The following is a 24,534-nucleotide window of genomic DNA, read 5'->3' on the forward strand; positions in this document are numbered from 1 at the left end:
TAACAGGACTTATCTGAAATCGTCCCTGAACGCTACCGGAGTATAACCGGTATGCTTTTTAAAGAACCTTGTGAAGTAAGAAACATCCTCATACCCCAGGTGATAGGCAATTTCCTTTACCTGTTCAGACGTTGCCAGCAAATATCTTTTAGCTTCCAGGATAATCCGCTCATTAAGCAGCTCTGAAGATGTCTTACCCAATGCCGTCCTGGTAATGGAGTTAAGCTGGTAGAGGGAGAGATTCAGCATACCGGCATAATCAGACACCTGCTTATATCCGGCAATATGAGTATCTAATAGCGCCAGGAATTTATCCAGTTGCTCCTGTATATAGGGAGTAACATGTTTCGGTTGAATTTCACTATGCTGGCGGCCAAGCTCAATAAGAAAAATACTGAGGTTGGCTTTGATAACCTCTTCATATCCTTCCTGCTTTTCTGCACACTCCCGGAAAATATAAGTTAATACGGAAGATAATTTCCTGAACCGCTCTGCCCCAGGCTGATAAAGATTTATATTGACTGCTTTACCGGTAAAGAAATTAGTGTTATACAACATCATATACCCTGTACAACCGGCGTTTAATGTAAGCTGATGTACCTGACCTGGCCGCATAAAGAAAATAGTATTGTCAGAGATAGTATATGGTGTGAAATCTATCTCATGCTTCCCGCTCCCTTTTTCTATAACCAGCACATAAAAGAAATCATGCCTGTGAAGAGGCTGTATCATATCTTCGCCCGCCAGCAGTGCCTGGATGTCACGTATGCTGAAGCTTCCGGACAATGCTGGTTCACTGATATGTCTTACCGGTATTTTTTTCATTTAAATAATTTATAACTACCATCCTGTATTCAACCCCTCTTTCAATGCCTTCCGGTATTTGATAAGATCAAATGAATAAAGGAACGGAGCTTTACGCGCCGCACCCTTCCTTGTATCGCCATTTGTTTTCAGTATCTCATAAGCCAGCATTTTCCGGGAAAAGTTGCTTCTGTCCAGTTTCTTTCCGAGAATGGTTTCATAAAGGCTTTGCAATTCAGGCATAGTGAATTTCCTGGGCAGCAGGTTGTACCCAATAGGCTTGCTGTTTAAACCTGCCTGTAGTGCTTGTAATGCCTCGTTTACGATAGTCCTGTGGTCCATAAGCATAGGAGGCAGTTCATCAAGCCCCCACCATTCAGAGGCATCCGACATCATATCAAGCAGGGGCGTGACTTTTGTATATTCAACCAGGGCATAGTACCCAACGCTCACAAATCGTTGTAAAAGCCAGTTGTCTTTTTTTACAACAGGATAATATTTTTTTAATACTTTATATAACCAGTCAATCCGGCTGCGGTCAGGTTCACTGAACACCTGGAACTGCTGCAGGAAGATATTATCAATACCCGTACGCTGCTGAAGTACCCTTATCGCCGCCTGATCTACAGTCTCCTTTATATTCACATGCCCCCCTGGCAGTACCCAGTCCTTCCTGCCTGTTATTCTGACCAGCAGCACCTTAAGCTGCTGATCATGAAACCCGAAAATCACACAATCCACAGACAGATTGTTCAGGTATTGCTTATGCCCGTTCAGTATAAAGTCTTCAATTTCCTTTTCTGATTGCATAGGTTATGCATTTGGTTCAGGTCTTAAATATACTCAATTAATCGTTTTTTAAAAGTAGCATTAATTCATTCAATGTGTCATATCGACCAAATTGAACCTTGAATCGAAAATTTTTTTACCTTTCAATTTAGTTATTATTAATTGCATAGTAGTAAGATACAGATTATAATAATTAAATTAGTTATAATGACTAATTAAAAATAGGACACTCTATGATAGTACGTGTTGTCTGTTGTTCTATCTTTAGAATAGAGTATAAGCCAGGAGGCGGAGCAATGAAAGTATACTTTATTTAATAAGAGTTCCACAAAACACAAAATTCCGGTTATGAAAAGAAGATCAGTCTACAGGATCTGTCATGCGTCTATTTTATCCCTGTTCTACTTGTTTTACTTTAACTGTTACACATTCGCCCAGGGGAGTACCCTGTCCGGGAAAGTGGCCGATAAGAATGGCCATCCGTTGAATTATGCCACCGTACAGGTCAAAGGCACCAACCGTGGCGCTAAGACGAATGAATCCGGTAGCTTTCAATTGCAGTTACCCGGTAATGAACCGGTAATTCTTGTTATTTCCTATACAGGCTATAGTACTAAAGAAATTCATATCGACCCCACCCGCCAGCCAGGGACAATCAATGTACAATTAGAAGAAAAGGCGGACCAGATGGATGAAGTGATCGTTACAGGCGTATTCGACAAACGGAAAAGGATGGAAGCCTCCGTAGCTATCACAACCCTGTCATCACAACAGCTTAGTAAACTGGCGCCTGTCAGCGCTGCAGATATTCTGAAGAACGTACCTGGTATCTATGTCAATTCATCACTGGGAGAAGTCAGGAATACAGTGTACTCCCGTGGCGTATCAGTAGGCTCCAACGACGGCGCCAGCGGATATTATTATGTATCTATGCAGGAGGACGGTCTGCCTGTCACCAATACTACATACAATAACTATGGACCTGACTATTTCACCAGGGTGGATGCTACCCTCGGCCGGTTAGAAGCCGTTCGCGGTGGCACAGCCTCTATTCTTGGCGCCAATGCCCCTGGTGGTATCTTTAATTATGTAATGAAAGAAGGAGGAACTAAAACAGAAGGTGAAGTAAGGACAAAGTATGGATTGCAGGGAAACGGAAAGAACAGTTTTTACCGCGCAGATGTAAATGTCGGTGGCCCTCTGGGACATAATTGGTTCTATGATTGGGGCGGGTTCTACCGGTATGACCAGGGTAACAGGTATCCCGGATACCCTATGAATAAAGGCGGACAGTTCCGGGGCAATGTAGTCAGGCGTTACAATACAGGCTCATTGAAGATATATGCCAAATATCTGGATGATCATAACGGCTGGTTTGAGTTCACTCCTACAGTAAGCTTCTCCGATCCAAAGCCTGCTCCCGGGTTTTCAGAACGTTCCTCCGTGTTGATCCCGGCAGTAAAACAATTATTCCCTGTAAATGGTGGCGTAAATGGGACAGATATCTACAGCTCGGATAATCTTATCCATTCCATTGACAAATCTGTGGGTGCTACCTGGGAACAACGTTTAGGTTCAGGTTGGACACTGAATAATGCGATAAGATATTCGGCCAAATCATCTTCCTGGAATACTACAGGCGTCGTGTATCCACTGGCATTTGATGATCTGATGACGTACGCCATTCTCGGCATGCTGGGGCGTCCGGGTACTTACTCTTTTCGCTCAACTACTTCCAGTAAGGAACTGATGTCTGTAACATCCTATTCCGGGTATGATTTTAATGTCAATCACAGTGAACTGCCCGGCAAGGACGTATCTCCCAATTCCCTTTTCCTGGAACCATTGCTGTATAAAACCAATCATGTAAAGGAATTGCTCAACCAGTTTTCACTCACCAAAAAACTGAAACGCATGAGCTTCACCATAGGCGGTTTTTACGGCTACTCCAGAGTGAACAGGAGGGACGGCTCCGCCGGAGCAGGGTTCGGGACCATACAGGATCGTCCCGAACTTGTAAATGTTACCTTAACTGCCCCTGATGGCGCCATCTATCATGTTACCAATGGAAATGGCACTACTATGGGTGGGACGGTAAATCTCAATGAAGCCACACAAACTCAGGCCGCTGTTTTTTTGGGTCATAACTGGCAGTTAAGTAATGCCTTTAACCTTGACTGGGGAATGCGATACGAATCAGTGAAAATAAAAGGACATAATACACCCGCTGTAACCGTGCAGGATACTACCGGGGGACTGGACCGCGACCCGCTTACCATGTATGACAATAGTTACGGCTCACTGGGAGCAATACTACCATTCAATAAAACCATTAATACATTCTCCTTCTCGGCCGGATGGAATTATAAGATAGGTGACCTTGTAGCAGTATATGGCAGGTACTCACTGGGAAATAAAGCGCCCGATCTCGACATGTATTTTGCCGCCAATACTGAATTCACCAATAAAACCCTCCGTCCGCAGGAACAGAGAGTACAGCAGCTGGAGATGGGTGTAAAGGTAAAGACCAGTCATCTGAATCTCTTCGTAACGCCCTTCTACAGCGTACTAAGTAATGTGGCAAATGTACAGGTCTTCCAGAACGTTGACCAGACCTCTTACAACGCACCCGCTACTTATGCCAGGATCAGGACATTAGGCGTGGAGACAGAGGCAGAGTATACGATCAATGAACATTTTAAAGTCCGGGCTGTATTAACATTGCAACGCTCAAGGGCAACTGACTATACCGTATGGCTGGCACGTAATCCCGGGGTGGCAGATGATACACTGGTAAGCTATTCAGGCAATGAAACGGATAATGCTGCAAGAAGTATGATCAATATTACACCTTCATATAATACCGGCAGGTTCTATGCGCAGCTGAACTGGTCATTCATGGGCAAACGTCAGGCAAATGTCGCCAACGCTTTCCTCTTGCCTTCCTTCAGCCAGTTCAACTTTGCTACAGGATATGATATCAGCAGCCATCTGCAGTTAAGCTTTAACGTCAATAATATCCTGAACAAGTACGGGGTAATGAGCTGGTCGCGCCCGGGTACTTTACTGACTGCCATAGACAGGCAAGGCTTCACCAAAGAGATGTATGAGACAGCAGTAAAGAATAACACTCCTTATTCGACTATCAGTATTCCGGCCAGGTCCTATTATTTAACAGCTACATTCAGGTTCTGATGACATATAAAGTAACTACTATGAAAAGAAAGTACTACGGAGCTCTTTCAGCCATGGCAGCAGTGGTTGCCCTGTCTGCTATAACGGCATTCAACGGGATTGACCACGACACCGTTCCGGGAGAGAATAATCCTTATACAAACTGGTTCCCCTATTATGACTTTAACCCTGCTACGTTCCGTACTGCCCCCCGTACATTTGGCCCGTTTACCCGCTGGTGGCTGCCCGGCAACGACATTACCAGCGAAGAACTGCAACGTGAAGTAAGAATGCTGGCAGACCATGGCTTTGCCGGCGTCGAAGTACAGCCGTTAACACAGGGACTGAACATAAAGGCTCCGAAAGAACAGGCAGAACGCATTTACAGCTGGGATACGCCCTCATTTTATCAACACATGAAAGCCATTATGCAACAGGCACAGAAAAGCGGCATAACGGTCGATATGAACGGCGGCAGCGGATGGCCCCTCGGAGGCGCCTTCTTTGACCCGGCAGAAAGCATGAAAACATTATCAGTGTCCGACACCGGCCTTACAGGCGGACAACTGTTTGATGGTAGATTACCCAGACCAGGCAACAATGCCATGAAACCACAAGGCATGATGGCCATGGCCATGCAGAAGAACCCCGTGGAAGATAAATGGGCAAAGATATACAGTGTAATCGCAGCCAGGGTCGTAAAACGATCCGGTAAACAAACTGAGCTCGATCCCACAACCCTGGTAGATCTTACAAATAAAGTGAACGGAGTAAGCCTTCACTGGCAGGCGCCTGCCGGCGGAGAATGGCGCATCGTTACATCCTGGGTTATTCCCACAGGCGAAAAACCTTCACTGATAGCATCCTCCAAAGTGAATTACGTAATAGATCACCTTGACACAGCCGTAGTTAATAAAGCCTACAATTATCTGCTGGGCGCCCGTACAGGCCTGCCTGCGTACTACGGCAAACCACTGCGTGCCATATTCAACGACAGCTACGAATTCCATACCGACCGTATAATTTCACCGGATTTCCTCGATGTGTTCAGACAGCTGAATGGATACGATATCGCCCCCTGGCTCTCAGCCGCCTTCCAGAAGGGATATGATCATCCCACTTATCTCGCTTCCGCATACCCCGGCGCAAAACCACCCTTCGTATTCCACGGACAGGAGGAATGGCGGCTCATATATGATTATGACCGTACAGTGAATAAAGTGTTCAGCAATAATTTTATCCGCACCAGCAACCGCTGGATGGAAGCCCGCGGACTCCTGCACCGCACCCAGGCCTACGGTTTTCCGAACGATCTTATAGGTTGCGCCGGCGCTGCCGATATACCTGAAGCAGAACAGCTTTACGCAGAAGGTTCAGAAGGATATCTGAAACTGGTGAGCTCAGGCGCACACCTGTACAACCGGCCGGTTATCACCCAGGAATCATTTGTGTCCATCCTCAGGGCAGAAATGACCACTCCGCAGAAAATTAAGATCTGGGCAGATAAATCATTCGCCTGCGGTATTAACCAGCTCATTTATCATGGCACACCTTACAGGTACAATAACGGGGAATATGGAAAAGAAGGATGGAATACCTGGTCGTCTCCCTATCTGCCCTTTATCAATTTTTCAACAGGCATGAACGAATCAGACCCCTTCTTCAACGACATAAAAACAGTAAATGAATACCTCGCCCGTTGCCAGTACGCCCTGCGCGCAGGTAAACCTGAAACAGATGTGCTGATCTACGTTCCGTTCATTGACTTCACCGAAGACCAGATCGCAATCAACCCTGAAGAAATATTGAATCGTGGGTACATTGAAGGAATAGAGCCTGACATGAAAGGATTCGGAATATTTACGGCTCCACCTACCCCCATCAATACCTGGTACAAACAATTATGGAAAACAGTGAACGAACTGGAAGCCAAAGGTATTTCCTGGGAGTTTGTGAACGACGATGCGCTGCAACAAGCCACTTTCTCAGAAAACAGGCTGCGGATTGCTGGCAATGAATACCAGGCCTTACTGCTGACAGATCTGCCTTATATACAGATGGCCTCAGCCAGACATATCAATACCATGAGCAAACAAGGCCTTCCGCTTTGGATAACAGGTCCGCTGCCACAGAAACAACCTTCCTTCCTTGACTATGAAAAAAATGACCGGCTGACAGCACAACTGATTAAAGAAGCATCCATACAGAAGAACAGCATGGATATCAGCAACGGAATACCGGCGGCTGCTATTTTACAGAAAATAAAGTTTGCAGACACTACTCGTTTCTCCAGGCAGATCGCCCGCCGGATGGCAGACGGTAGCCTGCTCAGATTTCTCTGGAACAAAACAGACCAGTGGCAAACCATCCGCCTGAACGTAGATAAAGACTTTACCGGCGCTTACTGGCTAAACGCAGAAGATGGAACAATTACTAACGCTACCGGCACTACGGTAAGTTATACACTGCCGCCCTATGGTTCTGTATTCCTGTATGCCTCAAAAAATAGGGTAGTACCCGGAAGCATTGCAGCGAAACGTAATGATACAAAAGATATCCTGACCATAGACCGCTGGGCTCTGCAGGCAGGCAACGTAAAGCTGGAAAACAGCCCGCTGATAGACTGGCGGGATAATGAACAATTGAAGTATTGCTCAGATGAAGGTATTTATACGGCTACATTCCGCCTGGACCAGATAACAAAAGGCCGGCATTACATGGTAGACCTCGGAACAGTATGGTACACTGCCAATGTTACCATTAACGGGAAAAATGCAGGCAAACGTCTTTTTGCTCCTTACCGGCTGGATATTACCGACCTGGTGAAACCCGGAGATAATAAGATCATCGTTCGTGTCACCACAACCCGCCGAAACGGATTCATAGGAGAAGCGGTGAAGAAGAACCCCCATTATGCACAATTCACCGGAAAAGAAAAAACAATAATGGCTTCCGGACTTAAGGGGCCCGTAACAATAAAGGAATTACAATGACCATAAATAAGAAGGTATTATACCTGGTATTAACCCTGTTGACGGGCATAACGGCATCAGCACAGCAACGAACAGCGCCCGGTTTAAAAGACGGCGTAGGCATAGAAGAGATAGTTGCCGGTATGAGCCTGGAAGAGAAAGCCCGGTTGGTAACAGGAACAGGTATGCGCTTTGGTGGAAATGGCCCCGTGATAGGAGATGCTGACGGCCGGGTCCCCGGAGCTGCAGGTAATACATTTTCCATTGCCAGGCTGGGCATTCCCGGCACCGTAATGGCAGATGGGCCGGGAGGTATAAGGATGGAACCTTTTCGCAGAAAAGATAGTACCCGGTCCTGGTATGCTACAGCATGGCCCGTAAGCACCTTGCTGGCCTCTTCATGGGATACGGCTTTACTCAGGAAAGTTGGAATAGCATTCGGAAACGAAGTGAAAGAATACGGTATCGATATTATCCTGGCTCCCGGAATGAATATCCAACGGGACCCCCTATGCGGCAGGAATTTCGAATATTACTCAGAAGATCCGCTGATATCAGGCAATATGGCAGCCGCCATGATCAGGGGCCTGCAATTAAATGGGACCGGCGTTTCCGTAAAACATTTTGCAGCTAACAATCAGGAAACTAACCGGAATAACGTAGATGTAGTAATGAGTGAAAGAGCGCTCCGGGAAATATACCTGAAAGGCTTTGAAATAGCCGTAAAACAATCGGGTCCATTAACCATCATGAGTTCCTATAACAAACTGAACGGACATTATACTTCAGAAAATCTTGAACTGCTCACCACCATCCTGAGAGATGAATGGAAGTTCACCGGGATCGTTATGACAGATTGGTTCGGTGGTAAAGACCCGGTCGCGCAAATGAAAGCGGGCAACGACCTGCTGATGCCGGGTACCCCTCAGCAGGTACAGAAGATCATAGACGCCGTTAACAGTGGAACATTAGACATCGGAATATTGGACCGGAATGTACGCCGTATCCTCACCGTTATCCGGCAACTGCCTTCTTTTATGTCCTATTCCTATTCCAATAAACCTGATCTTGCTGCGCACGCTGCCCTGGAAAGGGCAGCTGCTGCAGAAAGTATGGTACTGCTAAAAAATGAAAGGAAAATATTGCCCCTAAAAGTAAAGCAGGTAGCTTTATTCGGGAACGCCTCCTATGATCCCATCATTGGGGGCACAGGCAGTGGCGCCACTAACGCAGCCTATACCGTTTCTCTTCCACAAGGCTTGTTACAGGCAGGATATACTGTAGATGAAGGTTTGAAGAAAATGTACCTGGAATGGATCGACAGGCAAAAGGCAGGCAAACCTAAACCCAGGCTTATACTTGGCCCCGTTAAGATGCTGGCAGAACCGGGACTGTCGCTGGAACAGATCACGACCAGTGCTGATAACAACCAGGCTGCTATCATAACAATTGGCCGGAATGCCGGAGAGGGCGCTGACAGGAAAAAGGAAGGAGATTTTTATCTGGACGAACAGGAAACTACTTTACTAAAGAACATATCAGCTGCCTTTCATGCAAAAGGCAAGCCGGTGATCGTCATTCTTAACATTGGAGGAGTTATTGGCACTGCAGACTGGCGTGACATGGCAGATGCTATATTGCTTGCATGGCAGCCGGGACAGGAAGCAGGTAATGCGATTGCTGATGTGCTCAGCGGTAAAACTACCCCATCCGGCAAGCTGGCCACTACCTTCCCGTTGAAGTATGAAGATAGCCCCGCTTCCCGGAACTTTCCTGGTATGCCGGCAGATAATCCCAGGAAAGTGATTTACGAAGAAGACATTTACGTAGGATATCGTTACTATCACACCTTCGGCGTAAAGCCCGCTTACGCATTTGGCCATGGACTTTCCTATACGTCCTTCCGGTATGAAAAGCTATCGCTCAGTTCATCAGGATTCAAAGATAGTCTGCAGGTCACGCTTACAATAACGAATACCGGGACAACTACCGGAAGAGAAGTGGTGCAGTTGTACCTGGCAGCACCGGCAAAGAAAATAGATAAACCGGCTATCGAACTCAAGGCATTTGCAAAAACAGCACTGCTTCAACCCGGCAGGTCTGAGACAATCAGGTTTACGCTACACCTGAAAGACATCAGCTCTTTCGACACAAGTCGTCAGGCCTGGATGGCAGAAGAAGGTAGTTATACAGTTAAGGTAGGGGCAGCCAGCGATGATATCAGACAAACAGCAGTCTTTCAGCTACCCAAAGAACTGACAGGAGAGAAGGTGCACCCTGTATTATTGCCACAGGAAAAAATTCAGCAATTATCTAACAGAAAATAAACCAGACTATGCAAAGAATATTCTTTTCAATGTTAACTGCAACTACATTATTCGCAGCAACAGCCAACGCACAGGTAGAAGACATTATTAGTAAACACCTGGATGCTATCGGCGGAACAGAGACTCTTAAAAAAGTAACGGCACTGAAGATTGAAGGAACACTGAATGCCCAGGGTTTTGATATTCCCTATACCAAAACAATTGTACAGGGCAGAGGGTTTAAACAGGTAATATCTGTAATGGGTACTGATGGCTACTTTATTGCAAGAACAGACAGCGGCTGGAACTATATGCCGTTTATGGGCCAGAGCGAACCGGTTGCCATGACCAGCACAGAACTGCAGCAATGGGAAGATGAACTGGAGCCCATTGATAACTTCCTTGATTACAAAGCAAAAGGTGCCACGGCTGCCACGGCAGAAGCAGCTACCATTGATGGCAGGCAATACCCCGCAGTAAAACTCACCTTTAAAACCGGTTACTCGAAGACATTCTATTTCGATCCCTCTACCTGGTACATTGTACGTACAGTATGCATGAAAACAACACAGGGATCAGAAACAGAGATGCAGTCAGACTATAGCGGCTTTGAAAAACTCCCGGAAGGATTTACAATTGCTAAAACCATAGTTACACCTGCAGCTACCTATTCCATTAATAAGGTGGAAGTAAACCCGGTAGTAGATGCTGCGATACTGAAACCAGCAGGGAACTGACATGAAAATAGGATAAGAACAGTAGGCTTTCCCCGGAAAGCCTGCTGTTTATAATTATATAAACTTTAAACGGAATTATATAATAATATTTCCCGCAACTTAGTAGAACTTTGGAAACTATGCTGAACAACTATAAAGTTGCTATAAAAGGAATGGTTTGTGACAGATGTATCCTCACTGTCAAAGAGGCCTTTCACCAGCTCAATATTCCCATTGTGAATATAAGCCTGGGAGAAGTGACCACTGTATCTGCTTTATCAGCGCCGGATACGGCAGCGCTCAGTGAAAAGCTGAAACCACTGGGGTTCACCCTGCTGGAGGACAAAAAGACAAAACTTGTACGGGATGTCAGGATATTAGTAGGACAGGTCTATTCCGGAAATTACGATTTCCCTGAAGGATTCCGTTTCTCTGATGTAGTAGCCGACGCTCTCGACAGAGATTATAATACGATCAGCAATACTTTCTCAGAATCGGAACATGTAACTCTTGAAAAGTACATTATAGAATACCGGGTAGAAAAGGCAAAGGAATTACTGGTCTACACAGACCAATCACTTGCAGATATAGCTGATAAGCTTGGATTCAGCAGCGCTGCCCATTTATCCCGGCAGTTTAAGTCAACTACAGGATTAAATTCCTCTTACTTCAGAAATATCCGGAAATCCAAGATCGCCCTTGCCCGGGAAGAAGAGCCCTCAGCTTAAAATTATATACATTTTACAGGTAATAATGTAACATTCCTTCTGTACTCCCGGTATAGCTTTGCACAATCATGAATGCACAGATATGGAGTACAGCGGCCATTGTCCGCGAAACAGATCACGTTGTTACTGTTAAATTCGATACCGGCAACCAGCCCTTTATATACAAACCAGGCCAATTTATCAATATCACTTTACTGTTAGATGGAGAGCCCGTTACACGCTCTTATTCTCTAAGCTCTCTGCCCAATGATACAAACCCTTCCGTCACCGTTAAAAAGGTGGAAGGAGGACTCATGAGCACCTATATTGTTGACCAGGCAGAACAGGTTGATAAATGGCAGATAGCAGGGCCCTTCGGCTCATTTACGCCTGAACCGCACGTTTACACCGCACAGGATGTTGTATTGCTGGCAGGAGGGAGTGGAATTGTACCCCTGTTTTCTATCGCCCGCTCACTGATCAGTCAATCAGAGAACACGGTAGTTACACTCATTTATTCCAGCCGTACAAAAGAAGAGATCATCTACAGGCAGCAGATGGAAGATTGGGCAGCCAAACACCATGAAAGAGTCCGTATCCATTATGCCATTTCACAACCGGGAAACGATCTGCCGGTATCAACTGTCAAAGGCAGAATAAACAAACTGGTCGCCAGGAAGCTCATTCAATCGGCAATCGGAGATAATCCCGCAGTCGCACATTATTTCATCTGCGGACCATCCGCACTGATGAACATGCACAGGGAAATGCTTACAGCCCAACAGGTACCGGAAGAAAATATTAACATGGAATGGTTTGCTCCCGAACCAGGGGCAGAGCCTGTTTCACTCCCCGCCAACATGCAGGAAGTATTGCTGCATTTCTATGAACAATCCAACCTGCTGGACGTACATCCCGGAAAATCTATCCTCGCCGCTGCCCTGGAAGAAAAAATACCCCTTCCTTATTCCTGTAAAACAGGTACCTGTGGCGTATGCACAGCAAGGTTAACCTCCGGAAAAGTAAACATGGTCGCCAATTATGCCTTGAGGAAAACCGACCTGGACGCCGGGCTGATCCTGCTCTGCCAGAGCTACCCTCTGACAAGCGACGTAACCGTGGAAATTGATGGATAATTATATAAAAGTTACAGACAATTGTATAACAACCACAACTTGCTTTCGCTGTAATTTTATATCATCATTTAACGCTTAAAAAAATTAGCAATGGAAACAGTACAGTTTAAAACAAATATCAAATGCTCAGGTTGTATAGCTACCGTTACACCGGTATTAAATGAAGTAGCAGGGAAAGATAACTGGGAAGTAGACCTGCAAAGCCCTGACAAGTTATTGACAGTTGCAACAGATAAGGCAAGTAAAGAGGAAATACGGCAGGCCGTTAAAAAGGCCGGCTATGAAGCAGAAGCATTATCCTAAGATAATGCTTCTGTTATAACGGAAAGAGAAGATATCCTGGTACCCTAAAAAAAGTAAAGAATGAAAGACCCGCATAACCATGAACATCACGGACACAGCGCCCATCATACAGCTGAAAATATGCCGGCCGGGCATAACCATGCTGCAATGAACGGAAGTGGTCACCACCACAAAGAACATGACAGCACAGGCGGGCATGATGAACATGCCGGTCATCACACAGAAGGTTTTTTACAGCGCTTCTGGATCTGCCTGGCAGTTACCATACCTGTACTCTTATTGTCGCATATGATCCAGCAATGGATAGGATTCGAATTTACCTTTCCCGGCCATCAATACGCCCTTCTTTTGACGAGCAGCTTCATCTTCTTCTACGGTGGCTGGCCCTTCCTGGTAGGATTAATACGGGAGTTGAAGTGGAAAGATCCGGGTATGATGACGCTGGTAGCCGTAGCTATCACCACCGCATATATTTATAGTGTGGCGGTGGTGTTTGGTTTGCAGGGAATGGATTTCTTCTGGGAACTGGCAACTTTGATAGATATTATGTTACTGGGCCACTGGCTGGAAATGAAATCCCAGATGGCAGCTTCCCGCGCGCTGGAATCGCTGGTAGCCTTGCTGCCGGCAGTAGTGCATGTGGAAAGGAACGGACAGGTATCTGATATCCCCTTACAGGAGCTGAAAAACAACGATGTGGTCCTTATCAGGCCGGGGGAGAAGATCCCTGCTGATGGCCTTGTCCTGGAAGGCAGCTCCAATGTTAACGAAAGCATGCTGACCGGGGAAAGTGTGCCTGTAAAGAAGGGAAAAGATACAAAAGTGATTGCTGGCGCTGTGAACGGGGACGGTGCACTGAAGGTACGGGTAACAGGCGCAGGTAATGACAGCTACCTGAATAAAGTGATAACGATGGTGCAGTCCGCACAGGGCGCCAAATCCAATACGCAGAACCTGGCAAATAAAGTAGCTAAATGGCTGACCATTGTCTCCATCAGCGTCGGTATCATCACCTTTATTGTCTGGCTGACAGCCGGCAAGGAATTGTCTTTCGCCCTGGAAAGAATGGTGACAGTAATGGTCACATCCTGTCCTCATGCGCTGGGAGTCGCCATCCCCCTCGTAGTAGCAATATCTACTACCTTATCTGCAGTACATGGACTGCTTATCCGCAACCGAACAGCCTTTGAGAATGCACGCAAACTCACTACCATTATCTTCGATAAAACAGGTACGCTTACCAAAGGGTCCCATGAGGTACAGAAAGTTATTCCACTGGCAGATCAGTATACTGCCAGCGAGATCTTACAATATGCAGCAGCTGTTCAGCAGAACTCTGAACACCATATCGCACACGGCGTTATGAGAAAGCTGAAGGAGAAGTCCCTGCCTCTGTGGACTTCCACCGATTTCCGGTATATGCAGGGAATCGGTGTTACAGGAGTAGTGAACGGGAAACAGGTAATAGCTGCAGGGCCAAACTATTTCAGACAGGAAAACAAAACAATGCCTGCCATTCCAGCTGAAGTAGACCAGTCAACAGATACCGTGAATTTTTTGCTGGTGGATAATGTTCCCGTTGGTATCATCACTTTGGCAGATAGTATCCGGGATACTGCAGCCGAAGCCATTGCAGATCTGAAAGCGATGGGTATAAGATCATTCCTGCTCACAGGAGATAACGAACAGGTAGCGGCAGCAGTAGCGAAGAAGCTCAATATGGACGGCTACCTGGCCAATGTATTGCCTCATGAGAAACAAAACAAAGTGAAAGAGTTCCAGGATAAAGGTGAAGTGGTAGCCATGACGGGCGACGGTGTAAATGACGCTCCCGCATTAGCCACAGCAGATGTTGGAATTGCAGTTGGCTCCGGTACCGATGTTGCCGCAGAAACAGCTGACATTATACTGGTAAACAGCGACCCCAAAGATGTTGTTCAGATGATCGCCTTCGGGAAAGCCACTTACCGTAAAATGATCCAGAATTTAATCTGGGCTGTAGGCTATAACGTTGTCGCCATCCCCCTCGCTGCAGGAATACTTTATCCCGGGTTTACACTGAGCCCCGCAATGGGAGCCGTGCTGATGAGCCTGAGCACTATTATCGTTGCAATCAATGCCAAACTACTGAAAGTAAAATAAGTTGAAGCCACCAGCCAGACAAGAAACTGGTGGCTCTTATCATTTAATTGCTGAATTGATACACCTGTGCAAACTCTGTTGCAAATTCCGCAAACCCTCTCTTCCCATACACATCATGCGTATTCTGTTTATAATGATTACCCAGTATACCTTCCCTGATAGCAATTCCCATATCCACAATATAATGTTGTGCCGCATCCTGGGAAAAACCATTCTGGATCAACGCATTCAATAACTGCTCATCCGGAAACTGTATCCATTTTAATTCCGGCTTGCCAACAGCAGCACCCAATATTTCAGCCACTTCTTTTCCACTTTTACGATCGCTCACTATATAGCGTATCTGCTTCCCTTTCAGCGGACTATTGAACGCCTCAAAAGCAGCATCTGCTATATCAGCAGGGTGAGACATTATCATCTCAACATCATCCCCGAAATTGTTCCCGATAATGCCCTGATGCTTTATCATCCCTATAGCTCCGTAAAAGTTAGAGTAAAATCCTCCCGGCCTCAGATGCGTTACATGCAAACCTGCCAGCTCATCCAGCCATACCTCCATATTCTGGTAATGTGTCAGCGGCGCCTTTCCTGCCAGCGCAGAACCGGAACTGCTTAAGTTGACTACCCGCTCAATACCTGTTTGCTTTACGACTGCTGCATAGTTTTTACCCACATTGATGGTGAACGCCTTATAATCCGGCGTACTGAAATTTGGTGGTATCATAAGGTAAACAGCATCGCTTTCACTGAATGCGCTTTCTACAAAGTCAATATCTTCTACAGAACCAATCAAAGGGATCGCCTTCAACTTTTCAATCTCAACAGCCTTACCAGGATCAGAGCTGATAACTTTTACTTCATGACCATTGGCTGTTAATTGTGGTATAAGCGCCCTGCTGATGTTTCCTAAAGAACCTGTTACTGTGATCTTCATATTTGTGTATTTAAATTTGTAACACAAAACTAAAATCAATCTTACTTTTGTAGAAGTACTTACCCTAAAGTATGCATATCATGACAGTTGTAAAAGAAGCGTCCACTATCCAGGAAAATAAGACCCAGGCCTTTGTGAATTGCCCGGTAACATTTGTAATGGAAAAGATTGGCGGATACTGGAAACCTATTATCCTGTTCAACCTGTTATCAGGAACAAAACGTTACAGTGAACTGAAGAAATCAATACCGGCTATCACCGAAAAAGTGCTGATCCAGCATTTAAAACAACTGGAAAATGACGGATTGCTGATAAGAAGATCAAAACCCGTAGTACCTCCTTATGTAACCTATGAGCTCTCAAAGTCCGGGAAAGAAATGAGACCTGTTCTTTATGCCATGGCAATATGGGCAACCAATAACAGCGGGAAATTATCGAAAGGATTCGCCAGGCAGATGAAGGACTTTCCGGCAGAAAAGTAATAGTGATATGCTTATTTTATTGATAATCAAACATTAACTTATCTTGCTAACCAATTAAATATAAAAGTCACCCGGAATTATATAACTAATAATTCAGGAATTACCGCTATTTTTGTTCCGGAATGAAAAAGATCATCACACTAATATTAGCTATTCTTTACATGGGATCGTCCACCGGCGCTACCTTCCACATGCACTATTGCATGGGTAAGCTGGTAAACGTGAACCTGTGGCATGATGATGCCGAGAAATGTCCTAAGTGTGGTGACATGAGCAAAGTAAAAGCCTGCAAAAAATGTTGTAAGGATGAACATAAAACAGTAAAGCTGGAAAAAGACCAGAAAGCTGCTGAGAACACCGTTCATTTCATGCAACTGCCCGCTATTACTACTCCCGTTTCTTACTTTACCTTCACAGAGATACATCCTGTAACCCTGGTTGAAGAATATCCTGTCAGTAATGCACCGCCTCGAAGTAGCAAAGTGCATACCCATATACTGAACTGTACCTTCCGCATCTGATTTTACCCCATTTCCCCGGCGTATATAATTAATTGCTCCATAAACTGGTACGCCCGGCCATTTTCACTATTATTTACGGCTAAGAACTAAGCCAATGCCATGCATTGATGCTGACCTGTTCTCATACCCATCTCACTATTAGACCAATTAAACTGCTATAAACATGAAAAAGATCTTATCTCTTCTGATCGTACTGATCTCTTCTTTCGGTGTATCCAAAGTATTCGCACAAACTGCAAAGACCGAGACCTTCAAGGTATACGGCAACTGTAACATGTGTAAAAAGAGGATAGATAAAGCCGCTTCTGTTGATGGTGTCACTAAAGCAGACTGGAACGTAAAAACAAAGGTAATGACCGTGTCTTACGATCCTGCAAAGACCTCCGGCACCGCTATTCAGCAGAAAATTGCAGCCGCAGGCCACGATACTGAGAAGAACAATGCAGCAGATTCAGCATACGATCAGCTGCCCGGTTGCTGCCAGTACGACCGTAAAGGCGCAGCAGCAACAGCTCCGGCTCACACGCATCATTAATTAATAGCCTGGCCGCTATAGGCGGCCAGGTTACCCTACGCACAGAAAAGAAAAGATATGGTACATCGTATTATAGAATGGTCATTGCGTAACCGGTTCATTGTACTGGTGATGGCAATAGCATTGTTTGCCTGGGGCTTTTTCTCTGTAAGGAAAAATCCTATCGACGCTATTCCGGACCTGTCAGAGAACCAGGTGATAGTATTTACAGAATGGATGGGCCGTGGCCCGCAACTGATAGAAGACCAGATTACTTACCCGCTGGTCACCAACCTGCAGGGACTGCCAAAGATCAAGTACGTACGCGGCACTTCCATGTTCGGTATGAGCTTCATCTATATCATCTTCAACGATAATGTAGATATCTACTGGGCAAGAGAAAGAGTATTGGAAAGATTAAGCACCGTATCCAGGACCCTGCCATCAGGCGTTACGCCTCAGCTGGGACCCGACGGAACAGGTGTTGGACATATACTCTGGTACACACTCGATGCCCCGGAAATGGACCTCGGAGAACAACGCGCCTTACAGGACTGGTACGTGAAATTCGCCCTGCAGAATGTAGAAGGAGTAAGCGAGATAGCCTCCTTCGGCGGATTTCAGAAACAATACCAGGTCACCGTCGATCCCAATAAACTGCTCTATTACCGGCTTTCCGTTGCCGAAGTGATCAACGCCGTACGCGCCAATAACAATGAATCCGGCGGCAGGAAGTTTGAAATGAGCGACATCGGCTATATCATCAAAACATCCGGTTATTTAAAGTCTGTAGCAGAAATAGAAAGTATTCCCGTAAAAACACAGAACAGCATCCCCGTCCGCGTGGCAGACGTAGCCTCCGTTCAGATGACAGGAGAGACCCGGCTGGGCATATTCGACCAGGACGGTGAAGGAGAACGTGTAGGTGGTATAGTAGTAATGCGCTACGGAGAGAATGCAGCAGCAGTGATCGATAAAGTGAAAGCGAAAATGAAAGAGGTCGCGAAAGGCTTTCCGAAAGGCGTGAAATTCGATATTGTATATGACAGGGGAGAGCTGATCAAAGAATCCGTTGATTCCATCAAACGAACACTGATAGAGGAAATGATAGTAGTATCTGTAGTCGTGATCATCTTCCTCTTTCACTGGCGCAGTGCGCTCAGCATCATCATCCAGATACCGGTTACATTGGCGGCCAGCTTTATCCTGCTGAATGCCTTCGGTATCTCTTCCAATATTATGTCGCTTACAGGTATAGCACTGGCCATAGGTGTGATCGTAGACAACGGTATCATCATGAGCGAAAACGCATATAAACATCTTGCCGAAAGGTACGCCCAATGGCAGGAACAGCAAAAAGGAGCTAAACTATGAACTGGTTGAAAAATATATTCAGGAAACAACCCGATTGGATCACAGAGGAAGAACGGCTGAAAGTGATAGAACAATCCAGCAAACAGGTATCCCGTGGGGTGTTCTTTGCTACTATCATTATCATCACCTCCTTCCTGCCGGTGTTTATGCTGACAGGACAGGAAGGAAAGCTGTTCCATCCCCTGGCGTATACCAAGACATTCATCATGATCGTGGATGCCTTCCTTGTCATCACCCTGGCGCCCGTGCTCATCTCCTTCTTTATGAAAGGGAAGTTCAGACCGGATAACGATAACCCGGTAAACAGGGTATTGGAAAAAATATATGAACCTATAATTAAAGGCGTTTTGAAATGGCGTAAAACAACCATCGCTGTTAATGTAATAGCCCTGGTCATCACCATCCCTCTGCTGAAAAGCCTGGGTAGTGAATTTATGCCGCCCCTGGATGAACAGAGCATACTGTTCATGCCGGTAACATTGCCGGATGTCTCCAACGCAGAAGCAAAACGCATCCTGCAGGTACAGGATAAGATCATTAGATCTGTCCCTGAAGTTGATAAAGTGCTGGGTAAAGCCGGCAGGGCTAGTACCGCTACAGATAATTCTCCTATCAGTATGATAGAGACCATTATCATGTTAAAGCCCAAAGCACAGTGGAGAAACGGTAAGACAAAAAAAGACATCATCAACGAACTGGATGCAAAACTGCAGATACCCGGTGTAGTGAACGGATGGACACAACCCATCATTAACCGCATCAACATGCTGGCTACTGGCGTTCGTACAGACGTTGGTGTGAAAGTATACGGCCAGGACCTGGACACAATAGCTACCGTATCAGAACGTGTAAAGAAAGCACTGGAAGGCACTCCCGGCATAGCCGACCTTTATGTGGAACCCGTTACCGGCGGCAAATACCTCGATATCGAAGTCCGCCGGCAGGACCTGGCACGGTACGGACTGAATGTAGACGATGTCAACCAGACCGTAGAAACAGCATTGGGCGGCGCACCTATAGGCAATACCATAGAAGGAAGACAACGCTTCTCCATCAGCGTAAGACTGGCACAGGATTACCGCAACAGCGTAGAACAGATCAGGCGTATCCCTGTTATGTCAGCCTCTTTCGGAGAGATCCCCCTATCTTCTGTGGCTGACGTGAAGTTTGTTGATGGCCCGCCCATGATCACTTCTGAAAATGCTATGCTGCGCGGAGCAGTGTTGTTCAATGTACGCGGCAGAGATCTCGGAGGCACCGTAAGTGAAGCCATCAGTAAAATGAGCAAGGCGAAAGATATCCTGCCGCAAGGCTACTACCTGGAATGGAGCGGTCAGTATGAAAATCTTATCCGCGGACAACAAACCCTCACATGGATAGCTCCGGTGGTGCTCATCATCATTTTCTTCTCCCTCTATTTCGCCTTCAATTCCATCAGGGAAGCCTTCCTCAGCCTTATCACCGTGCCCTTTGCACTGATTGGCGGCGCATACATGATCTACTTCTGGGGAGTGAACCTCTCTGTCGCCGTAGCCGTAGGCTTTATAGCCCTGTTCGGCATTGCAGTGGAAACAGGGATCGTGATGGTGATCTACCTGAACGACGCCATGCAGCAACTGGTAAAAGAAAAAGGTAATTCCTCAGCTACCATTACAAAAGAAGATTTGCGCAAGGCCGTGATACATGGAGCCGCCAAACGTTTAAGACCTAAACTGATGACCGTCTGCGTATCCCTTTTCGGGTTAGTGCCTGTGCTTTGGGCCAGCGGTGTAGGTACAGACGTGATGAAGCCAATAGTATTGCCAATGATAGGCGGCGTACTCACCTCCTCTACGCATATTTTGCTGGTAACACCGCTGATCTTTTTATTGACAAAAGAATATGAACTACGTAAGTACGGAAAACTGGAGATCCATGAAGTACATCACTAAATATATATTACTCATCATGCTGTGGGCGCCTGTACAGCTCCTGGCCCAACAGATGCCTGTACTGCCGTTGGATAGTATCCTCCAACGGGTGGACAGGAACAACATCCTGTTACAGTCCTACAGCCTGAAAGCAGAAAGCTATAAATACAGCGCAGACGCTTCCACTGCCTGGATGGCGCCTATGGTAGGCGTAGGGACTTTTATGACGCCCTACCCCGGACAGAAGGTTATGGAAGACAGGGACAAGGGTAGCCTTATGTTCCAGGTAGAACAGGATATTCCCAACCCCGCAAAACTGAACGCAAAGAAAAAGTATATCGGCTCACAGGGAGATGTGGAAATGGCTACCAGGGATATTACCCTGAACGATCTGAAAACCCAGGCAAGACGATTGTACTACAGCTGGCTGATTGCCAGGCAGCGTATATCCGTGTTGCAGGAAAATGAGAAGATCATGGTTACAATGAAGAAGATAGAGGAAGTGCGTTACCCTTACAATCAGTCGCAGCTGAGCAGCGTATATAAGGCAAACGCAAAGATAGAAGATAACCGCAACATGATCCGGATGCAGGAGGGCACCATAGCTAAAGCCCGCTCCTGGCTCAACAGCCTGATGAATGCCCCCGGCAACCAGCAATTTGAGATAGATACCACCTACAAGCCGGGCTTTCAGATGGCATCATCCTACGATACCGCTTCTCTCGCTGTTGCAAGGAAAGATGTGGCGAAAATGGATGCAGGCATCCGGTCCATGCAGCTGAATATTGAAAGTATGAAAAGCGAAAAGAAACCCGATTTCAGGATCCGGTTTGAGCATATGAGCCCCCTGGGTGAAATGATGCCCAAAGCTTTCAGCGTAATGGGAATGGTAAGTGTGCCAATTGCACCATGGTCCTCAAAAATGTACAAGTCCGGCATCAAAGCCATGCAGTACAACATGCAGGCCATGGAAAAAGAAAGAGCCGCCATGCTCCAGGAAACACAGGGCATGCTGTATGGTATGCAATACGAAATACAATCCATGCAGAAACGGATTGAAGCAATGGAAGAAAAGATCATTCCTGCCTTACGGCAAACGCTGGATGCTAATTTCCTGAACTACCAGGAAAACAAACTAGCGCTTTCCAATGTGATAGACTCCTGGGAAGCGCTTACCATGATGCAGTCAAACGTACTGGATGAAAAATTAAAACTCTATGAAATGATAGCGGATTATGAGAAACAGTTATATCGTTAGCATATTCTTGGGCCTGTCCGTTGTCCTGGCTGGGTTAACATCCTGTAAGGAAAAAACGGCCCAGAAAGAACATCAGGCAGAACAGCTGTACACCTGCCCCATGCACCCGCAGATAATGCGAAACAAACCGGGACAATGCCCCATATGCGGTATGGACCTGGTATTGAAAGAAGCCAATAAGGAACTGGTAATGGATAGCAGTATTGCCCGTCTCACAAAGCCCGTAAATGCACAGGTAATAGCTACCATTCCTGCTATTGAGGCAGAAACAGGTACCCGCATTTACGCATCCGAAGTGAACGGGGTTATTACTTACGACACCCGTAACCAGACCAGTATCTCCAGCCGGATAAGCGGACGTATTGAACGCTTGCTGATCAAATATAATTACCAGCCTGTCAGGAAAGGACAGCTCATCATGGAAGTCTATTCTCCTGATCTGGCGGCAGCACAAAGGGAACTGTTATATGTAGCGCATAACAGCAACGAACTGCTGGCAGGTGCTAAACAAAGGTTACAATTACTGGGTATGCAGCCGGCGCAGATAGAACAGGTACTAAAGACGGGTAATATCCTCTATCGTATCCCTGTCTACAGTAACAGTGACGGCTATATCCTGGAAAAGTCAGCGGCGGCTCCCGTTACCTCAGCGCCCTCTGCTGCTGCCAGCGGCGGCGATGGAATGGGGGGAATGAGCGGTGGTACATCCGCAACGCCTGCTACTCCAGCTCCCGCAGCGCCGGAATCTACTCCTGTATTACTGAGAGAAGGGCAGTACGTAAACGCCGGACAATCTCTCTTCACCATTTACCAGGCACAGGCACTGGTAGCCGAATTTGCCTTCCCATCCCAGCTGGCAGCCAGGATCAGACAGGGACAGAAACTGCTGTTCTTCCCCACAGGAAATGACAATGCCATGCAATCCGGCAGTATAGGCCTGATAGAGCCAGTATTCCGCAATGGTGTAAACTTCACCCTGGCCAGGGTCTACCTGGCAGATAACAGCTTTCAGGTAGGACAACTGCTCACAGCCAGCGTACCGGTAGTGTATACAGAAGGCTGGTGGCTGCCTAAGAAAGCTGTCTGGAAACTGGGAAACAAATCAGTTGTATTCAGAAAAGAGAAAGATGTATATGTTTCCGCTGAAGTCAACACCGGCGTGGAAACAGGAGATATGATACAGGTAAATACCAATATCAGCAACTGGAAGGTAGCTTCTAATGCATATTACCTGGTAGATAGCGAGAGTTTCATTAAAACCAATAATTAATGGAAAGGAAAAGTTTTTTAAAGACAGTAGCGTTTGTTTCACTGGCGCCGGCATTATTGCTGGCAGCCTGTAAAGATGCAGGCAAGAAAGAAATAGCTTCAGAAAAGAAACAAACATACACCTGTCCCATGCATCCGCAGATCGTACAGGACAAACCAGGAACCTGCCCCATATGTGGTATGGACCTGGTGCCGTTCGATAAAACCAATAAAGAAGCAGCACTGACCCTGGGAGAAAGCCAGATAGCGCTGGCTAATATTACTACCATGACGGTAGGAACAGGGGCTTTGTCAAATTTCAAGCGCCTGAACGGCAGACTGGCAACCGATCCTGAGAAAACAGCAGTTATCTCCAGCAGGGTGCCGGGTAGAATAGAAGTGCTCTACGTAAAAGAAACAGGTGTGAAAGTAAATAAAGGCCAACCCCTGTACAAAATATACTCAGAACAATTGGCCTCCCTGCAACAGGAATACCTGCTGGCAGCCGCACAGGTAAAACAGTTCCCCGACGATGCCCGCTTCCTCGATATAGAAAAAGCAGCCCGTCAGAAGCTGATATTATACGACCAGAGCAATGCACAGATAGCCCAGCTGCTGCAATCACAGAAGGTCAGTCCCTATGTCACTTACCCCGCCACCGTCAGCGGAATAGTATCAGAACTGACAGCCACTGAAGGACAGTATGTAGCAGAGGGCGGCGCCGTAATCCGACTGGAAGGATATGACCAGCTCTGGGTAGAAGCAGATGTATACCCTGCAGAAGCAGCCGCCATCCACATAGGGCAATCTGTAAAGGTGATAGTGGCAGGATGGGAAAATGAGCCGCAGACAATGAACATACAGTTCATTAATCCCTCTTTACAAAGCGGTAGTCAGCTCATGCAGCTGCGTGGTAGTATTCCCAATCCCAATAACCGCTGGCAACCGGGACTACAGGCAAACATACTCTTACCTGTAAGCAGCAAAGGAGATGTGCTTAGCTTACCGGTAGATGCAGTGATCAGGGACGGCAAGGGCGCACATGTATGGGTTGAAACAGGACGTGGAAAATTTGAGCCCCGCATGGTCAGCACCGGCATGGAGAATTTCGACTCAGTAGAGATAACAGAAGGACTGGAAGCAGGAGATAAAGTAGTAGTGACAGGCGCTTACCTGCTATACTCTGAATACATACTTAAAAAAGGCGCTGATCCTATGGCAGGAATGCAGCATTAAATACAATA

General features: G+C 46.4%; 19 protein-coding genes. 16 read left to right on the forward strand and 3 right to left on the reverse strand.

Annotated elements, in window-relative coordinates:
- Positions 1 to 9: 9 nt before the first annotated feature.
- Both GO493_RS06480 and GO493_RS06485 read right to left on the reverse strand, forming a co-directional pair.
- Positions 10 to 825, reverse strand: a complete 816-nt coding sequence (locus GO493_RS06480; RefSeq protein ID WP_157305322.1) for a helix-turn-helix domain-containing protein — start codon at positions 823 to 825, stop codon at positions 10 to 12.
- A gap of 15 nt (positions 826 to 840) precedes the next feature.
- The gene (locus GO493_RS06485) at positions 841 to 1,614 is read right to left on the reverse strand and encodes an NUDIX hydrolase (protein WP_157305323.1); all 774 of its coding nucleotides are present in this window, start codon (positions 1,612 to 1,614) and stop codon (positions 841 to 843) included.
- Between the two features lie 327 nt (positions 1,615 to 1,941).
- Here GO493_RS06485 and GO493_RS06490 point away from each other — a divergent pair, with 327 nt between their 5' ends.
- From GO493_RS06490 to GO493_RS06525, 8 genes are all read left to right on the forward strand, one after another.
- Complete coding sequence (locus GO493_RS06490) at positions 1,942 to 4,788, forward strand: TonB-dependent receptor (protein ID WP_157305324.1); 2,847 nt, start codon at positions 1,942 to 1,944, stop codon at positions 4,786 to 4,788.
- A 20-nt stretch (positions 4,789 to 4,808) separates the two neighbouring features.
- The gene (locus GO493_RS06495; protein ID WP_157305325.1) at positions 4,809 to 7,760 is read left to right on the forward strand and encodes a glycosyl hydrolase; all 2,952 of its coding nucleotides are present in this window, start codon (positions 4,809 to 4,811) and stop codon (positions 7,758 to 7,760) included.
- A complete protein-coding gene (locus tag GO493_RS06500; RefSeq protein WP_157305326.1) occupies positions 7,757 to 10,066 on the forward strand; it encodes a beta-glucosidase family protein in 2,310 nt (769 codons plus the stop codon). The genes GO493_RS06495 and GO493_RS06500 overlap by 4 nt, the downstream gene beginning before the upstream one ends.
- An 8-nt stretch (positions 10,067 to 10,074) precedes the next feature.
- The gene (locus GO493_RS06505; RefSeq protein ID WP_157305327.1) at positions 10,075 to 10,782 is read left to right on the forward strand and encodes a hypothetical protein; all 708 of its coding nucleotides are present in this window, start codon (positions 10,075 to 10,077) and stop codon (positions 10,780 to 10,782) included.
- 119 nt (positions 10,783 to 10,901) lie between these two features.
- Entirely contained in the window at positions 10,902 to 11,489 is a 588-nt protein-coding gene (locus tag GO493_RS06510) for a helix-turn-helix domain-containing protein (protein WP_157305328.1), read from the forward strand.
- A gap of 68 nt (positions 11,490 to 11,557) precedes the next feature.
- Positions 11,558 to 12,604 carry an iron-sulfur cluster-binding domain-containing protein gene (locus GO493_RS06515; RefSeq protein WP_157305329.1) on the forward strand — a complete coding sequence of 349 codons (1,047 nt, stop codon included), beginning with the start codon at positions 11,558 to 11,560 and terminating at the stop codon, positions 12,602 to 12,604.
- 90 nt (positions 12,605 to 12,694) lie between these two features.
- Positions 12,695 to 12,907, forward strand: coding sequence for a heavy-metal-associated domain-containing protein (locus tag GO493_RS06520; protein ID WP_157305330.1), 213 nt, complete (start codon positions 12,695 to 12,697; stop codon positions 12,905 to 12,907).
- Positions 12,908 to 12,967: 60 nt separating this feature from the next.
- The gene (locus GO493_RS06525; protein WP_157305331.1) at positions 12,968 to 15,049 is read left to right on the forward strand and encodes a heavy metal translocating P-type ATPase; all 2,082 of its coding nucleotides are present in this window, start codon (positions 12,968 to 12,970) and stop codon (positions 15,047 to 15,049) included.
- Positions 15,050 to 15,092: 43 nt separating this feature from the next.
- Here the strand turns inward: GO493_RS06525 and GO493_RS06530 are convergent, their stop codons facing one another.
- The gene (locus tag GO493_RS06530; protein ID WP_157305332.1) at positions 15,093 to 15,983 is read right to left on the reverse strand and encodes an NmrA family NAD(P)-binding protein; all 891 of its coding nucleotides are present in this window, start codon (positions 15,981 to 15,983) and stop codon (positions 15,093 to 15,095) included.
- 80 nt (positions 15,984 to 16,063) lie between these two features.
- On the opposite strand from GO493_RS06530, the gene GO493_RS06535 reads away from it, so the two are divergent.
- From GO493_RS06535 to GO493_RS06570, 8 genes are all read left to right on the forward strand, one after another.
- A complete protein-coding gene (locus tag GO493_RS06535) occupies positions 16,064 to 16,465 on the forward strand; it encodes a winged helix-turn-helix transcriptional regulator (protein WP_157305333.1) in 402 nt (133 codons plus the stop codon).
- 122 nt (positions 16,466 to 16,587) lie between these two features.
- Positions 16,588 to 16,986 (forward strand): HYC_CC_PP family protein, encoded by a 399-nt coding sequence (locus tag GO493_RS06540; protein ID WP_157305334.1) that lies wholly within the window; start codon positions 16,588 to 16,590, stop codon positions 16,984 to 16,986.
- Positions 16,987 to 17,149: 163 nt separating this feature from the next.
- Positions 17,150 to 17,521 carry a heavy-metal-associated domain-containing protein gene (locus GO493_RS06545; protein WP_157305335.1) on the forward strand — a complete coding sequence of 124 codons (372 nt, stop codon included), beginning with the start codon at positions 17,150 to 17,152 and terminating at the stop codon, positions 17,519 to 17,521.
- Between the two features lie 57 nt (positions 17,522 to 17,578).
- Positions 17,579 to 18,874 carry an efflux RND transporter permease subunit gene (locus GO493_RS31195; protein ID WP_157305336.1) on the forward strand — a complete coding sequence of 432 codons (1,296 nt, stop codon included), beginning with the start codon at positions 17,579 to 17,581 and terminating at the stop codon, positions 18,872 to 18,874.
- On the forward strand, positions 18,871 to 20,805 hold the full coding sequence (locus GO493_RS31200) for an efflux RND transporter permease subunit (protein WP_157305337.1): 1,935 nt from the start codon (positions 18,871 to 18,873) through the stop codon (positions 20,803 to 20,805). Before GO493_RS31195 ends, GO493_RS31200 begins: the two co-directional genes overlap by 4 nt.
- A complete protein-coding gene (locus tag GO493_RS06560) occupies positions 20,789 to 22,042 on the forward strand; it encodes a TolC family protein (protein ID WP_157305338.1) in 1,254 nt (417 codons plus the stop codon). The genes GO493_RS31200 and GO493_RS06560 overlap by 17 nt, the downstream gene beginning before the upstream one ends.
- Positions 22,020 to 23,312 (forward strand): efflux RND transporter periplasmic adaptor subunit, encoded by a 1,293-nt coding sequence (locus tag GO493_RS06565; protein WP_157305339.1) that lies wholly within the window; start codon positions 22,020 to 22,022, stop codon positions 23,310 to 23,312. The genes GO493_RS06560 and GO493_RS06565 overlap by 23 nt, the downstream gene beginning before the upstream one ends.
- Positions 23,312 to 24,526 (forward strand): efflux RND transporter periplasmic adaptor subunit, encoded by a 1,215-nt coding sequence (locus GO493_RS06570; RefSeq protein WP_157305340.1) that lies wholly within the window; start codon positions 23,312 to 23,314, stop codon positions 24,524 to 24,526. Before GO493_RS06565 ends, GO493_RS06570 begins: the two co-directional genes overlap by 1 nt.
- The last annotated feature ends 8 nt before the right edge of the window (positions 24,527 to 24,534 follow it).

It is taken from the genome of Chitinophaga tropicalis (genome assembly GCF_009758205.1).
GTDB lineage: Bacteria > Bacteroidota > Bacteroidia > Chitinophagales > Chitinophagaceae > Chitinophaga > Chitinophaga tropicalis.

What these genes read in the sequence shown, in the direction of transcription:
- GO493_RS06495 (WP_157305325.1), top strand. Translation starts at nt 4,809, where the DNA reads ATGAAAAGAAAGTACTACGGAGCTCTTTCAGCCATGGCAGCAGTGGTT.
- GO493_RS06505 (WP_157305327.1), top strand. Translation starts at nt 10,075, where the DNA reads ATGCAAAGAATATTCTTTTCAATGTTAACTGCAACTACATTATTCGCA.
- GO493_RS06525 (WP_157305331.1), top strand. Translation starts at nt 12,968, where the DNA reads ATGAAAGACCCGCATAACCATGAACATCACGGACACAGCGCCCATCAT.
- GO493_RS06535 (WP_157305333.1), top strand. Translation starts at nt 16,064, where the DNA reads ATGACAGTTGTAAAAGAAGCGTCCACTATCCAGGAAAATAAGACCCAG.
- GO493_RS31195 (WP_157305336.1), top strand. Translation starts at nt 17,579, where the DNA reads ATGGTACATCGTATTATAGAATGGTCATTGCGTAACCGGTTCATTGTA.
- GO493_RS31200 (WP_157305337.1), top strand. Translation starts at nt 18,871, where the DNA reads ATGAACTGGTTGAAAAATATATTCAGGAAACAACCCGATTGGATCACA.
- GO493_RS06530 (WP_157305332.1), bottom strand. Translation starts at nt 15,983, where the DNA reads ATGAAGATCACAGTAACAGGTTCTTTAGGAAACATCAGCAGGGCGCTT.
- GO493_RS06540 (WP_157305334.1), top strand. Translation starts at nt 16,588, where the DNA reads ATGAAAAAGATCATCACACTAATATTAGCTATTCTTTACATGGGATCG.
- GO493_RS06500 (WP_157305326.1), top strand. Translation starts at nt 7,757, where the DNA reads ATGACCATAAATAAGAAGGTATTATACCTGGTATTAACCCTGTTGACG.
- GO493_RS06570 (WP_157305340.1), top strand. Translation starts at nt 23,312, where the DNA reads ATGGAAAGGAAAAGTTTTTTAAAGACAGTAGCGTTTGTTTCACTGGCG.
- GO493_RS06520 (WP_157305330.1), top strand. Translation starts at nt 12,695, where the DNA reads ATGGAAACAGTACAGTTTAAAACAAATATCAAATGCTCAGGTTGTATA.
- GO493_RS06560 (WP_157305338.1), top strand. Translation starts at nt 20,789, where the DNA reads ATGAAGTACATCACTAAATATATATTACTCATCATGCTGTGGGCGCCT.
- GO493_RS06510 (WP_157305328.1), top strand. Translation starts at nt 10,902, where the DNA reads ATGCTGAACAACTATAAAGTTGCTATAAAAGGAATGGTTTGTGACAGA.
- GO493_RS06545 (WP_157305335.1), top strand. Translation starts at nt 17,150, where the DNA reads ATGAAAAAGATCTTATCTCTTCTGATCGTACTGATCTCTTCTTTCGGT.
- GO493_RS06490 (WP_157305324.1), top strand. Translation starts at nt 1,942, where the DNA reads ATGAAAAGAAGATCAGTCTACAGGATCTGTCATGCGTCTATTTTATCC.
- GO493_RS06515 (WP_157305329.1), top strand. Translation starts at nt 11,558, where the DNA reads ATGAATGCACAGATATGGAGTACAGCGGCCATTGTCCGCGAAACAGAT.
- GO493_RS06480 (WP_157305322.1), bottom strand. Translation starts at nt 825, where the DNA reads ATGAAAAAAATACCGGTAAGACATATCAGTGAACCAGCATTGTCCGGA.
- GO493_RS06485 (WP_157305323.1), bottom strand. Translation starts at nt 1,614, where the DNA reads ATGCAATCAGAAAAGGAAATTGAAGACTTTATACTGAACGGGCATAAG.
- GO493_RS06565 (WP_157305339.1), top strand. Translation starts at nt 22,020, where the DNA reads ATGAGAAACAGTTATATCGTTAGCATATTCTTGGGCCTGTCCGTTGTC.